Source organism: Marinomonas sp. NPDC078689, from assembly GCF_044542435.1.
Classification (GTDB): domain Bacteria; phylum Pseudomonadota; class Gammaproteobacteria; order Pseudomonadales; family Marinomonadaceae; genus Marinomonas; species Marinomonas arenicola.
In genome coordinates, this window is the sequence record NZ_JBITUJ010000005.1 from 178,379 (window position 1) to 190,806 (window position 12,428).

A 12,428-nucleotide genomic window follows, 5' to 3' on the forward strand; every position below is an offset into this window, starting at 1 on the left:
TAACGATTTGGTGCATCTTGAATGAAATAAGCAAAACTCTTTACTCTATCTTGGCTGAATCGGCAGCCAGTACTCCATGTAACTCTGAGTGCTGTTTGGGTCGTAATTGACATCATATTTCTCCAATTCATAACCTGAAACACTGTAGTAATTTGACTCAGGTAGCCAGCAATGCAGAAACCAGCCTACTGCTTTTTCGACTTCAGAGGCTTTACCGTGTACTGGGATCACTGCATATTCTTGAGCTGGAACTACAATGCTCTCTTGGCCTTCTAATCGCTCCCCTAAATACCCTGCCCAATAACACATTTGCTCTGGGTGCTGAGCATCATAATGTGTGTCTATTATGCCGATGGGGCTTTTGTCTTTGATGGCCGCGGCTTGTTTTTCAACGCTGTTCCATAGTTTGGGCACACGTTCAAGAAAGTCTGGGGCTGAAGAAAAAGGCCCTCGAATCCAGTCGTGCGTGCCATAAAGGCAAAGTGAATCGTGGTTTTCAATTCGGATTTGCGTAAAGGCTTTGGATTTGTCTGCCGATAGCGCATTGTTCGTTCGATAGTGTAAGGGGGTTCTTAACCCTTGGCGCTTGCCTCTCTGGCGATACGATCGAGGGGTGCAATGAAACATCTGTTTGAAAGCGCGGGAGAAACTGATTTCTGAATCAAAGCCACATTGCATCGCTACGTCCACTTGGCGGCTTGTGCTAGAAAGCAGCAACTCAGCGGCTTTGCTTAAACGAAGCTCTCTAATGTATTGAGCGACCGTAAGCCCAGTGGCTTCGCCAAAAACGCGTTGGAATTGCCAACGTGACCAACAGCTTCTTTCTGCTAGGTTCGTCACATTAATAGGTTCATCCAGATTGTCATGGATGTAATCTAAAACCTTTTCGATGCGAGTGAGTCTGTTTTGCTGAGCCATAATAAGATACGAATAAATTAATAATAACCATTATCATCTATGGGTCTATAAAATACCAACTTTTGTGTGATTTTAAAACAGAAGTCCCGTCGATAGAGAATACGTAATTCGTGCTAAAGAGGCTCAAAATGCATGCGCTTTTTCTGAATGCCTATTAGAGGATGAGTTAAGACTTTGCGAAGCGGCGTTGAACCTACTGAATAAGTCGTGAGTGTATTAACCTGCCTTATCGTCGGCAGATTAAGCGCCGTTCCAATGAGAAATGTATTTTGATGTTTGTTGATACATCGAGAACAAAAAGGCGTCCTTGGTGCAATATGGAAAGCGGTGGGTTTCTATCAGGAAAAAACAATAGGAATGACCAATAGAGCAAGAAGAAAGTAAGCACTTACCTACCTCTTACTCTATTAATCTCAGCTTTGTTAGCTGTATTTCTGTAGTGTTGCTATGGTAAATGCCGCTAGGTCTGTGTAGATATCAAAGTAGAAATCGATCTCTTTATACTGTGTCTCACGTCCATTTCCTGTTAGCACAAGCACAGGAGCGCAGCCTCTTGCCTTACCGGCCTGCAAATCTCGTAATGAATCCCCTACCATGATGGCAGGTGTGGTTTCAAAAGAGACACCAAGTTGAGTTTCAATAGCCTCAATCATGCCGCTATTTGGTTTACGACACTGGCAATTATCATCAGGTCCGTGTGGGCAATATTCGACTCCAGCAATGGCGCCACCTTCTGCTTCTACCAGTGTTTTCATTTTGTCATGCATGGCCTTGAGTGTTGCTTCGTCGTAATAACCACGAGCGATGCCAGATTGGTTAGTTACGACAAAAACTTGAAAGCCTGCTTTTGATAATGCGGCAATGGATTTGATGCTGCCTGGTAATGGAATCCATTCTTCCACCGATTTTACATAGGCGTCAGAGTCTTGGTTAATGACGCCGTCTCGGTCTAATAGAATAATGGGTTTAACTTGCGCCATGGTGAGCTACCTTTTGGGAACATGATTCGCCTTAAACAAGGCTGAGTGAATAGTCGATTATTTCGTGTCGCGGATATCCGCAAATTGAGCCTGATGGCAAGCGCGGCTTAAATCTTCCGGAGCAAGGCCGATGTCTAAGCCACGCTTGCCGCCACTGACATAGATTTTAGAAAACGCTTTTGCACTGCTATCGATACAAGTGACTAGCCGCTTCTTTTGACCTATAGGACTGATACCACCGACCAAATAGCCAGTGAGCCTTTCTGCCTCTTTAGGATCAGCCATGCGCAATTTTTTAACGTTAAAAGCGCTTGCTGCTCGTTTCAAATTCAACGTGCTTGTTACAGGGACTATGGCCACAAAGAAGTGTTTGTCGTCGCTTACTAACAACGTTTTAAACACAGACTCAGGGTCTAAGTTGAGCTTTGTTGCCGCCTCTTCGCCAAAGTTATGGCAGTTAGTATCGTGCTCGTATTCGTGAATAGAGACGGCCATTTTTTGTTTCTTTAATAGGTTAATCGCGGGCGTCATGACAACCTCGTCGTTATTTCTGCCAAAACATAGGGGTAAATAATACCAGCAAGGTGAAGACTTCTAAACGACCTAGCAACATAGAAAAACACAGCATCCATTTGGCAGGGTCATTGACCCCAGCAAAGGTACTTGAAACACTGCCAAGCCCAGGGCCTAGGTTGTTTAAAGTCGCTGCAACCGCAGACCAAGCGGTGACTTGGTCGAGCCCCGTTGCCATTAACCCGATCATCAAGATGACATAGACCAACAGGTACGCGGAGAAAAAGCCCCATACCGCTGACACCACTCGTTCTTGAATGGCTTTGCCACCCACCTTAACGGGAATAACCGCATTTGGGTGTACGAGGCGTTGAATTTCACGCAGTCCCTGCTTGAGGATCAGTAGAATCCGAATGACCTTCATACCGCCACCAGTAGAGCTCGCACAGCCGCCAGCAAATGAGGTGACAATCAATAAGAAGGGTAAGAAATGCGGCCAGGTTGAGAAGTCCGAAGTACCAAACCCTGAGGTTGTGGCGATCGAGACACTCTCAAATACAGCGTAACGCAATGACGAGCCCCAGTCATAGGTGGAGGTCATGGCGAGAACAAACGTAGACAAAGAAATGGTACAAAGCAGGATAAAGAGGAAGAAACGTGCCTCAGGATCCATTAGGTAATGCAATACGCTTTTGTGTCGCCAAGCGTGAAAATGCAGCGCGAAGTTAAACGCTGAAACCACCATGAAGAAGGTGGCAATCATCTCTATCGGCACACTATTAAAATAACCAATACTGTCATCATGAGTGGAAAAACCACCGATCGCAACGGTCGAGAAACTGTGACAAATAGCATCAAATAGGCTCATTCCTGCAACCCAATAGCCTATCGCACAAACGCACGTGAGCGTGGCATAAATGTACCAAAGTGCTTTGGCGGTTTCGGCAATACGAGGCGTCAGCTTGGTGTCTTTTACTGGGCCTGGTGTTTCTGCTCGGTAAAGCTGCATACCACCTATGCCTAACATTGGCATGATAGCCACGGCCAAAACGATAATCCCCATCCCGCCTAACCAGGTTAACAATTGACGGTAAAAGAGAATGGATTTAGGCAGATCATCAATGCCTGTCAGTATGGTTGCACCGGTTGTGGTTAAGCCTGAGATGGATTCAAACAGAGCATCGGTAAAAGACAGATCTGGTGTGTCCGCCAAGAAGAAAGGGACTGAGCCGAAGAGGCCAAGTACTGTCCAGAATAGAACGGTAATTAAGAAGCCATCGCGGATTTTGAGCTCGCCTCTATGATTCCGCACAGGAAACCAAAGAAGGAAACCGCCGACTAGGTTGATGCACATAGCATAAACAAAGGAGTCTAATACTCCATCGGAATAAATTAAGGAGACAATCATTGGCGGAATTAAGGAGAGGCTAAATACCATCACCAACAAACCAATAACCCGCAAAATTACTTTAATGTGCATAGTTGCTTCCTAGCTCAGACTCTGCCGAGTCTGGCTTAATTTAATCACCTAGCTGAAGGTCTTCTTATTTTCAGCGCTTTTTTATGTGTGGCTTTACTCAGTGTTCACACGATAAAAAAGCAAGGTTGGTTATTTAAAAGAAGGTTAATCCCACTTGGAATAGTTGCTCTACAGCAGGGATCTGTTTCTTATTCGAGACGAAAATAATCACGTGATCTTCAGCCTGAATGACCACATCACCAGTTGCTAGGATGATGTCATCATCACGGACTACTGCGCCTATCGTCGCGCCTTCTGGTAGGTTGATTTTAGCTATGCTTCGGCCAACCACTTTTGACGAACGAATGTCCCCATGGGCCACCGCCTCTAATGCCTCTGCTGCGCCTTTGCGCATAGAGTGAACGTTGACGACGTCGCCACGACGAATATAACTCAACAAGGAGCTGATCGTTGTTTGCTGTGGCGAGATGGCGATATCGATCATACCTTCTTGCACTATATCGACATAGGCAGGGTTATTGATGATGGTCATTACCGTGCGTACGCCTAATACTTTCGCCAGCATAGACGACATGATGTTGGCTTCGTCGTTATTGGTCAGTGCACAGAACACATCGGTAGATTCTATGTTTTCTTCTAACAGCAATTCTTTTTTCGACGCGTCTCCGTTAAGGACGATCGTGCTGTCTAGGTTCTCTGATAAATAACGGCAGCGCTCTAAATCCCGCTCAATGATTTTGACACGGTATTCTTTTTCTAAGCTCTGCGCCAAACGCTCACCAATGTTGCCACCGCCAGCAATAATGATGCGACGATAAGGTGTGTCTAGCGGGCGCAACTCACTCATTACATCCAGCACATCGCGTTGTGGCGTGAGGAAGAAGACTTCATCATTGGCTCGAATGCAAGTATTGCCATCGGGTTTTATAGATTGACCATCGCGATAAATAGCGGCTATTCGGGTTTGAATCGACGGCATGTGTTCGCGTAAATAGCTGATTGGCTGATCAATCAGTGGACCGCCCTTTTCTGCTTTTACGACGACGAGCTGAACCTTGCCATCGGCAAATTCCATCACTTGCAATGCACCAGGGTAACGAATTAAGCGACTTAAGTGTTTGGTCACTTCTTTTTCTGGACTGATACGTACATCGATAGGCAAAGCTTGATCGTTAAACAGCTCAGGGTAACCGGCATAGGCGCTGGAACGAACTCGGCCAATTTTGGTTGGTGTTTTAAATAGTGTGTGGGCAACTTGGCAAGCCACCATGTTGGTTTCGTCTTGGTTGCTCACCGCGATAAGCATATCGGCATCATTACAGCCGGCTTGTGCCAGTACCGCCGGATGCGAACCGCTGCCTTCAACCGTTTGAATATCTAAACGGTCTTGCAGCTCTCTTAAGCGCGTTAGATCAGGGTCAATGACGGTAATATCATTGTCTTCATTTGCGAGATTCTCAGCCAGAGTAGCGCCAACTTGGCCTGCCCCAATAATGATGATTTTCATAGTTTGCCTTAGAGCACAATGTTAAATACGGGCTCTTTTTCTGGTTATTCTTGTTGGCTCATATGAGTGCCAAAACCGATTTTGAGTTGCCCTCTATGTTAGGCCGAAATTTAGCCACTTCAACCAATTATTTAACGACATCTCTGAAATAGTGAAAAAAATACACTTTTGTCTTTGCCTAGGAAGTAAAACCTCACCTTGTCTGTGCTTCCTCGTACACACAATGATTCTTTAATGTGTGTACGAGCGACGTATCAAGGTGATGGGTTTATGAGTTCACTGACTTTTTTATGCGTAAAAAAATGCCCAGATAATAGAATTGTTTCATGTGAAACAACTATCTGGGCAGGTTTATCTGAGCACATTTTTAATGATAGTGAATCTAGCCTAAAGTGCGTTTTCGTAAATTAGCCTAGACGATATTTTTCTGAATTAAACAGTAATAAAAACCATCGTTGCCTTTGATCGTCGGGAAGAGTTGTTGGCCGTGTGACACAGAGACTCCCGAGGCTACATTCAATACTGGGTTTAATGCATTCAATGGCACTTCTTTAGCATCATCATGAGAAGTCAGAAAAGCAGCAACCTGCTGTTCGTTTTCTTCGGGCATCAGAGAGCAGGTTGCGTAAAGAAGGTGGCCGCCAGGTTTTAAGGTGGTCCAAACTTGCGCCAAAATTGTTTTTTGAATGGTGACGAGTTCATCTATGTCTGCAGGCTTGCGGTTTATTTTGATGTCTGGATTACGACGAATGACACCAGTAGCGGAACAAGGCACATCAAGAAGAATTTTGTCGAATTGCGCCCCATCCCACCAAGTATCAAGATCCCCAGCATCGGCACATTGTAGGTTCGCCATGAGTCCAATGCGTTCCAAATTGGCTTCGATTTTTTCTAAGCGCCATGGTTCTAATTCAACGGCGGTTAGATCGAGCGTTTCTTCTTGGTCTTGCTTTGCGGCTGCAAATTCCAATAGATGACCTGTTTTACCTCCAGGCGCAGCACAGGCGTCCAATACATGTTCCCCTACCTCAGGAGCCAGAATATGGGCAGCAAGTTGAGCAGACTCGTCTTGTACGCTAGAAAAGCCTTCATCGAATTCAGGTAACTCATTTACTCTAACAGCAGATCTTAGGTACAAAGCGGTAGGAGAAAGCTGACCATTTTCTGAGTCTATACCCTCTTCAGCCATTTGTGCCTTGTATGTTTCACGTGAAACTTGGCTCTCGTTAACGCGAATGCACATTGGAGGGTGCGCGTTGCTGGCTTCTATTATCTGTTCAAATTGCTCTGGCCAATGTTTTTTGAAACGCTTAACCAGCCATTTAGGTTGGTTGTACTCAACGGATGGCATGGCCTCCAGTTCTTCAATGATATCATCGGCTTCGCGTTGGTAGCGGCGTAGTACTGCATTGATGAGTTTGGTTGCCCAATCTTTATTAAGTATGCGACAGGCTTCGACGGTTTCGTTTACCGCCGCATGATCTGGCGTATTCATGTATCCCAGTTGATACAGGCCAATCAATAACGCGGCATAAAGGTCCATGTCCTTTTCTTCGAAAGGATGGTTTAAAAGGTGCAGCGCAATACTGTTTAATAAAGGGTACTGACGGCAAACGCCAAAGCACAATTCCTTTAGCAGCGGAATATGCTCGCTGGCCACATCGTGTTGGTGGCGTGCTAGTTGAGTACTCAAAGAACCTTGTTGTAACAAGATATTCGTCACTACTTGAATCGCGACCTGACGAGCACTGTGCTGGATAGAAGGTACATCTGTTGGTTTCATGATAATGACTCTACTAGGCCGAAGTGTTGACCAATTTGTAAGGCGGCTTTGTGTTTGCCGTTTAATGCGTCTTGGATTTTCATGCGTTTGCCACCGGCAAATTGCACTTCAGTAATTCGAACGCTGCCTTGTCCTGTTGCCACAATAACGCCCTCTTTACTGACCACTAGAATTTCGCCAGGCGCTGCGTTTTCGGATTCCACGTTAGCCAATTCTGCCCCATGGATCTTCATCACCCCTTCGCTGCTTTGTGTGAAAGCCGATGGCCAAGGAGATAAGCCTCTGACTTGGCGTTCTATTAATTCAGCGGCTTGTTGCCATTGAAGCTCACCTTCTTGCTTCGTGAGTTTCGCCGCATAGTTACTCAAGCTATCATCTTGTTTTTCTGCAACCAGCTCGCCTTTTTTGAGTTTCTCAAGAGCATCAACCAGCGCTTCTCCTCCCAGTGTTGCCAACTTGTCGTGCAGGCTCGCAGAAGTGTCTGTTGGCTTAATATCACAATAGGCTTTTAGCAACATATCGCCGGTGTCCAGCCCCACATCCATTTGCATAATAGTAATGCCCGTTGTTTCATCGCCAGCGATGAGCGCACGGTGAATAGGCGCAGCACCACGCCAGCGTGGCAAGATAGAGCCATGCACATTAAGGCAACCTAGTTTTGGTGTATCGAGTACGGCCTTTGGCAAAATGATGCCATAAGCCGCCACTATCATGATGTCAGCATTTAGAGCGGCTAACGCGGCCTTGTCTTCTTCTGATTTAAAGTTCACGGGTTGGAAAACGGGAATGTCGTGCTCAAGCGCCAGTTGTTTAACCGGACTTGCTACAAGTTTGTGGCCACGCCCAGCAGGACGATCTGGCTGGGTATAGACGCCAACCAACTCATAGTGATTTTGTTCTTGATTATCTAATAACGCTTGAAGACTGGTGGCAGCAAATTCGGGTGTGCCTGCAAAAACAATACGCAGCGGTGAGGTAGTCATTTGGTTTCCTTTAACGAAAAAATCAGGCCGAGGCCTGATTTACAAAACGGGTATTAATGGGCTGAACGGCGGCCTTTGATAGCGCTCTAGTACGACTGACTGTCGCCGTTGAAGCGAGCGCTATGTAAATCAAAGTTTAATCGCGTTTTTTCTGAGCTTTAACCAGTTTGGTTTTGATTCGATTGCGCTTTAATGGTGACAGGTAATCAACCATTAATTTGCCATCTAGATGGTCAACTTCATGCTGTACACAAACCGCCATTAGCTCATCAACCTTCATTTCGAACGGTTTGCCGTTACGATCAAGCGCTTTCACAATGACTTCTGCGGCACGGTAAATATGTTCATAAAAACCAGGCACAGATAAGCAGCCTTCTTGGAATTCATTAGGCTCGTCATTGATGATTTCAAACTCAGGGTTAATGAACACAAGCGGCTCATTACGCTCTTCTGAGAAATCCATGACAACAAGACGGTAATGGTAATCCACTTGTGTCGCTGCCAGTCCCAAACCATTCTCATCGTACATGGTATCTAGCATGTCATCGATTTGGGTTTGTAATTCAGGTGTGAAGTCTGTAATGGGTTCTGCGACTTTACGAAGACGCGGATCCGGGTATTCAAGTACGGGTAAAACTGCCATGATCTTTTCCAATATGTCTTATATTCGTCGGTCTCGCCATTTTTGGTTCGACTCTTTGCTTTCCTATATTGTACCGCAAGTCACTGAGATGGGCATTGCTGTGATGCCAGTTTTTTAAGCAATTCGATACAATCGACTTAATAGAATCTGTCTATTTCATCGTTTTTAATGGCAAAAAAGCAATTTTCAATCTAGACCAAGATAGGGGCATTGTAAAAATATCGGCCGCTATTTGTTTCACTGTCGCAAGGATGCACAGCAATATGACCACTTCTTCTCGTTTACTTGGAGGGTTGAATCACGAAGATTGGCTCAGCCTGAGCTTTTTGTCTGGCATTGGGCCGGCTCGTTTATCTCGCCTGTTCACCTATTTTGATCAACTCGATCGTATGCAAGAGACCGATTTATTGTCTGAGACGGATGCTCAACCATTTCCGGATCAGGTTAACTACGAACTGCTTCGCCATCTTAAATGGCCGGACGTGACAGCTCGCGAAGCGATGACGTACCTTGATCATCAGACCTTATCGTCAGAGCAAGCTGAAAAGAAGCGACTGTCATTAGATTGGTTGGCAGACGATTATCATCATTTGTTGCTACAAAGCGATCCTCTGTACCCTAATGAATTAAAAGAGATCAGTGTAGCGCCCGCTTTTCTTTATGTGGATGGCGCGTTAGCCAGCTTCGCATTGCCTAAATTGGGCATAGTCGGAGCGCGTCATTGCACGGGATACGGTCGTGAAATTACCCGACAACTTGCGAGCCAATTAGCACGCCAAGGCATTTCGGTGGTCAGTGGTGGTGCCAGAGGCATTGATACCGCCGCCCACCAAGGTGCTCTAGAAGCGGCCATTACTCCGACCATCGCAGTAATGGGAACCGGATTGTTTATGCATTATCCGAAACAAAACAAAGGCTTGTTTCAAGAAATTTTAGCCCAGGGTGGTTGCTTAGTCAGCGAGTACCCATTGATGACCGAAGTTCGTCCTCACCTATTTCCGCCTCGAAATCGAATCATCAGTGGTTTGAGTATGGGCGTGTTAGTCACAGAAGCCTCGCCAAAAAGTGGCTCTCTTATCAGTGCTAATTATGCGGTGCAACAGAATCGCGAGGTCTTTGCATTGCCTGGGCGAGTGAAAGACGCTCAGGCAGAAGGGTGTCATCAATTGATACGTCAAGGTGCCATATTGGTTCGTCATGCTGAGGATATTTTAGATGAGATTCTACCCGCTAGCCGCCTCCAAAATGGAGAAACGACCGGCACGAAAGTAATGAAATCCACAGAGAAAAAATCCATCAAGGGAGGTAATAACAGGCGCATTGTTTCACGGGAAACATTGTTAAAACAAGCAGCTGGACAGACCAAAAGACAGTTAACAGAAGATGCGGCCAACACAAAAGACACGGCGTTTTCTTTGATTGAAATAAATCCTAAAAAGGCGTTACCCGCGCATTTGTCGGACAATGCTCGAACTGTGGCCGCGCTATTAGAGACAGAGTCTCAAGCGATGGATTTTGATGCTCTAGTGCGGCATACGCAGTTAGCGGCTCCCAGCATGATGCAGGTTTTGATGGAGCTGGAGCTTTGTCAGTGCATCGAGAACCGCCACGGTGTGTATGTGCGTTGTTGAGGCGCTTTTATTCGGTGCCGCTAAAAATGTCTTTTTTAAGCTGCTTAATATCGCGACGTTCTTTTTTATTGGGTTTGTGGTCTGACATGATGCGGCCACCAAACGACTTGTGTTCCAGTGCTCTTTTTTCTCGTTTCTCTACGGATTCTGGTGTTTCCTCGTAGAGCAATTGCGCTTCTGGTGCGCCACGGCGTTGCCCACTAATGGCTTTGATTTCGACGACCTTTTCATCCCAACCAAGGCGTAAACCAATCAGTGCTCCAACTTCGACATTGCGGCTGGCTTTGCCTTTGCTGCCATTGTAAGTGACCTTACCGCCATCAATTGCGTCCTTACAAAGAGAGCGCGTTTTAAAAAATCGTGCGGCCCAAAGCCATTTATCCAAACGTACTGCTTGTGGTGCTGGTTGTTTTTCTGCTTTACTCATAAGTTACGTATTGATCCAATTTTGTTTATTATCATGTTCGAGGCTGTTATGCGGGATGTAAGTCATCACCCTATTTTCCAAGCGTTACAAAAAATAATACACGATGCCGCCGATGTGATCATGGAAATTTATCAGCGTGCCGATTTGGGTATTGAACAAAAGTCAGACCATAGTCCCGTGACGGCAGCGGACATTGCAGCCCACAGAACGATCTTGGCGGGCTTGAACGCCATGGCACCGGATGTGCCTGTGTTATCAGAAGAAGGCGTGGTGCCTTTTGAAGAGCGATCTCAGTGGCCTTTATTATGGATTGTCGATCCATTAGATGGCACCAAAGAATTTATTAAGCGCAATGGAGAGTTCAGTATCAACATTGCGTTGGTAGAGAATGGCGTGCCTATCGTTGGAATGGTGTATTTACCGACGACGTCTGAAGGGTATTTTGGGGTTACAAAAAGCTGGCGCGGATTGCCACTTGGTGCTGTGAAATGGCAAGGTCAAGAAGTGGAAACCATTACCGTACGCAAACCCAATACACCACTGATTGCCATGACCAGTCGCAGTCACGGCCCTTCTCTTCCTGCCGAGCTAAAAGCCGATCTGAAAGACAGTTATGAATCGGTACGAGAAATTCCAAAAGGCAGCTCTATCAAAGCGTGTCGTATTGCCGAAGGCGTGGCAGATTTACATCTACGTCGCGGTCCAACCAGCGAATGGGATACGGCGGCACAGCAAGCCATTATTGAAGCCGCTGGCGGTATGTTGGTCTCTCCGACAGGCGACCCTTTCCGTTATAACCAAAGAGAAACATTATTGAATGGGCATTTCTTTGTGTCTGGTCCAGAAATCGCGCCTAACGTGATGGCTTGGTATCAGCAGAAGGCAGACGAAGAAGAGTAGGTTTTCGCTACTCTTCTTGTTCTTATTGGTTATTGGACACTGTTTGTGGGTTTTTGATCGCGGCATGGATGCGGTTAAAAATACGCGTTTGTGCTCGCTTCAAAAAGTCTGCTTGGAGTGGGTGCGTAATAGAACGTGCAATGGCGACGGTACCAACAAGCGACACAACGGTTTCTTCCGCTAGGTCTTTGACATCCCCAGTCGTGCCTTGTTTTTGCAGAATGACCGTCAAACGCTCGATCAAACTGTCCAGACAAGCTTGGTAGGCTTTACGGACTTTCTCTTCTTTATGCGCCGCGTCTGTGACTAGGAACTCTAATGGTGAAGGCGCTTCATCATCGTTATGAGTCCAGCTAAGGTAGCGTGTGACCAAGGCTTTTATATGGGTTTCTTTGTCTTCTGATTGCTTTTCTCTGCGTGCCCAAAAGGAATTTGAGGCAGCAAATTGCAACGCCGCTTCATAGAGGCTGCTTTTGCCTGAGAAATGACCATAAAAAGCACCACGGGTCATGTTGGCTTTTTTCATGATTTGATCCAATGTGACGCTATCAAACCCATAGGTGCAAAATAGTTTAGCGGCCGTCTGCAGAATCCGCTGACGGGTTTGTTCTTTATGCTGTGGCGTGTAAGGCATATTTAGTCTCCTAAATATTATCTTGATCA

The 12,428-nt window shown here is 46.0% G+C and carries 13 protein-coding genes; 3 read left to right on the forward strand and 10 right to left on the reverse strand.

What is annotated here, in order from left to right; translation table 11 throughout:
- Nucleotides 1–45 precede the first annotated feature (45 nt).
- Nucleotides 46–918, reverse strand: a complete 873-nt coding sequence (locus ACIGBN_RS10630; protein ID WP_133002264.1) for an AraC family transcriptional regulator — start codon at nucleotides 916–918, stop codon at nucleotides 46–48.
- Nucleotides 919–1,157: 239 nt separating this feature from the next.
- On the opposite strand from ACIGBN_RS10630, the gene ACIGBN_RS10635 reads away from it, so the two are divergent.
- The gene (locus ACIGBN_RS10635) at nucleotides 1,158–1,286 is read left to right on the forward strand and encodes a CGNR zinc finger domain-containing protein (RefSeq protein ID WP_396665397.1); all 129 of its coding nucleotides are present in this window, start codon (nucleotides 1,158–1,160) and stop codon (nucleotides 1,284–1,286) included.
- 54 nt (nucleotides 1,287–1,340) lie between these two features.
- Here the strand turns inward: ACIGBN_RS10635 and gmhB are convergent, their stop codons facing one another.
- The 7 genes from gmhB to def form a co-directional block, all read right to left on the reverse strand.
- Entirely contained in the window at nucleotides 1,341–1,898 is a 558-nt protein-coding gene (gene gmhB, locus ACIGBN_RS10640; RefSeq protein WP_396665319.1) for a D-glycero-beta-D-manno-heptose 1,7-bisphosphate 7-phosphatase, read from the reverse strand.
- A 57-nt stretch (nucleotides 1,899–1,955) separates the two neighbouring features.
- Nucleotides 1,956–2,429 (reverse strand): Cys-tRNA(Pro) deacylase, encoded by a 474-nt coding sequence (gene ybaK, locus ACIGBN_RS10645; protein ID WP_133002267.1) that lies wholly within the window; start codon nucleotides 2,427–2,429, stop codon nucleotides 1,956–1,958.
- A gap of 13 nt (nucleotides 2,430–2,442) precedes the next feature.
- Nucleotides 2,443–3,891 carry a TrkH family potassium uptake protein gene (locus tag ACIGBN_RS10650; protein ID WP_396665322.1) on the reverse strand — a complete coding sequence of 483 codons (1,449 nt, stop codon included), beginning with the start codon at nucleotides 3,889–3,891 and terminating at the stop codon, nucleotides 2,443–2,445.
- A gap of 133 nt (nucleotides 3,892–4,024) precedes the next feature.
- On the reverse strand, nucleotides 4,025–5,398 hold the full coding sequence (trkA, locus tag ACIGBN_RS10655) for a Trk system potassium transporter TrkA (RefSeq protein ID WP_133002269.1): 1,374 nt from the start codon (nucleotides 5,396–5,398) through the stop codon (nucleotides 4,025–4,027).
- 412 nt (nucleotides 5,399–5,810) lie between these two features.
- A complete protein-coding gene (rsmB, locus tag ACIGBN_RS10660; protein ID WP_396665324.1) occupies nucleotides 5,811–7,181 on the reverse strand; it encodes a 16S rRNA (cytosine(967)-C(5))-methyltransferase RsmB in 1,371 nt (456 codons plus the stop codon).
- On the reverse strand, nucleotides 7,178–8,164 hold the full coding sequence (fmt, locus tag ACIGBN_RS10665; protein WP_133002271.1) for a methionyl-tRNA formyltransferase: 987 nt from the start codon (nucleotides 8,162–8,164) through the stop codon (nucleotides 7,178–7,180). Before fmt ends, rsmB begins: the two co-directional genes overlap by 4 nt.
- 136 nt (nucleotides 8,165–8,300) lie before the next feature.
- On the reverse strand, nucleotides 8,301–8,807 hold the full coding sequence (gene def / locus ACIGBN_RS10670) for a peptide deformylase (protein ID WP_133002272.1): 507 nt from the start codon (nucleotides 8,805–8,807) through the stop codon (nucleotides 8,301–8,303).
- A 263-nt stretch (nucleotides 8,808–9,070) separates the two neighbouring features.
- Between def and dprA the strand changes: the two genes are divergently transcribed.
- Nucleotides 9,071–10,438: a DNA-processing protein DprA gene (gene dprA, locus ACIGBN_RS10675; RefSeq protein WP_396665327.1), complete on the forward strand. Its 1,368-nt coding sequence runs from the start codon at nucleotides 9,071–9,073 to the stop codon at nucleotides 10,436–10,438.
- Between the two features lie 7 nt (nucleotides 10,439–10,445).
- On the opposite strand, the gene ACIGBN_RS10680 is transcribed toward dprA, so the two are convergent.
- Nucleotides 10,446–10,865: an RNA-binding S4 domain-containing protein gene (locus ACIGBN_RS10680; RefSeq protein WP_133002274.1), complete on the reverse strand. Its 420-nt coding sequence runs from the start codon at nucleotides 10,863–10,865 to the stop codon at nucleotides 10,446–10,448.
- A 48-nt stretch (nucleotides 10,866–10,913) separates the two neighbouring features.
- Here ACIGBN_RS10680 and cysQ point away from each other — a divergent pair, with 48 nt between their 5' ends.
- The gene (gene cysQ, locus ACIGBN_RS10685) at nucleotides 10,914–11,765 is read left to right on the forward strand and encodes a 3'(2'),5'-bisphosphate nucleotidase CysQ (RefSeq protein ID WP_133002275.1); all 852 of its coding nucleotides are present in this window, start codon (nucleotides 10,914–10,916) and stop codon (nucleotides 11,763–11,765) included.
- Between the two features lie 22 nt (nucleotides 11,766–11,787).
- On the opposite strand, the gene ACIGBN_RS10690 is transcribed toward cysQ, so the two are convergent.
- Entirely contained in the window at nucleotides 11,788–12,399 is a 612-nt protein-coding gene (locus ACIGBN_RS10690) for a TetR/AcrR family transcriptional regulator (RefSeq protein ID WP_133002276.1), read from the reverse strand.
- Nucleotides 12,400–12,428 lie beyond the last annotated feature (29 nt).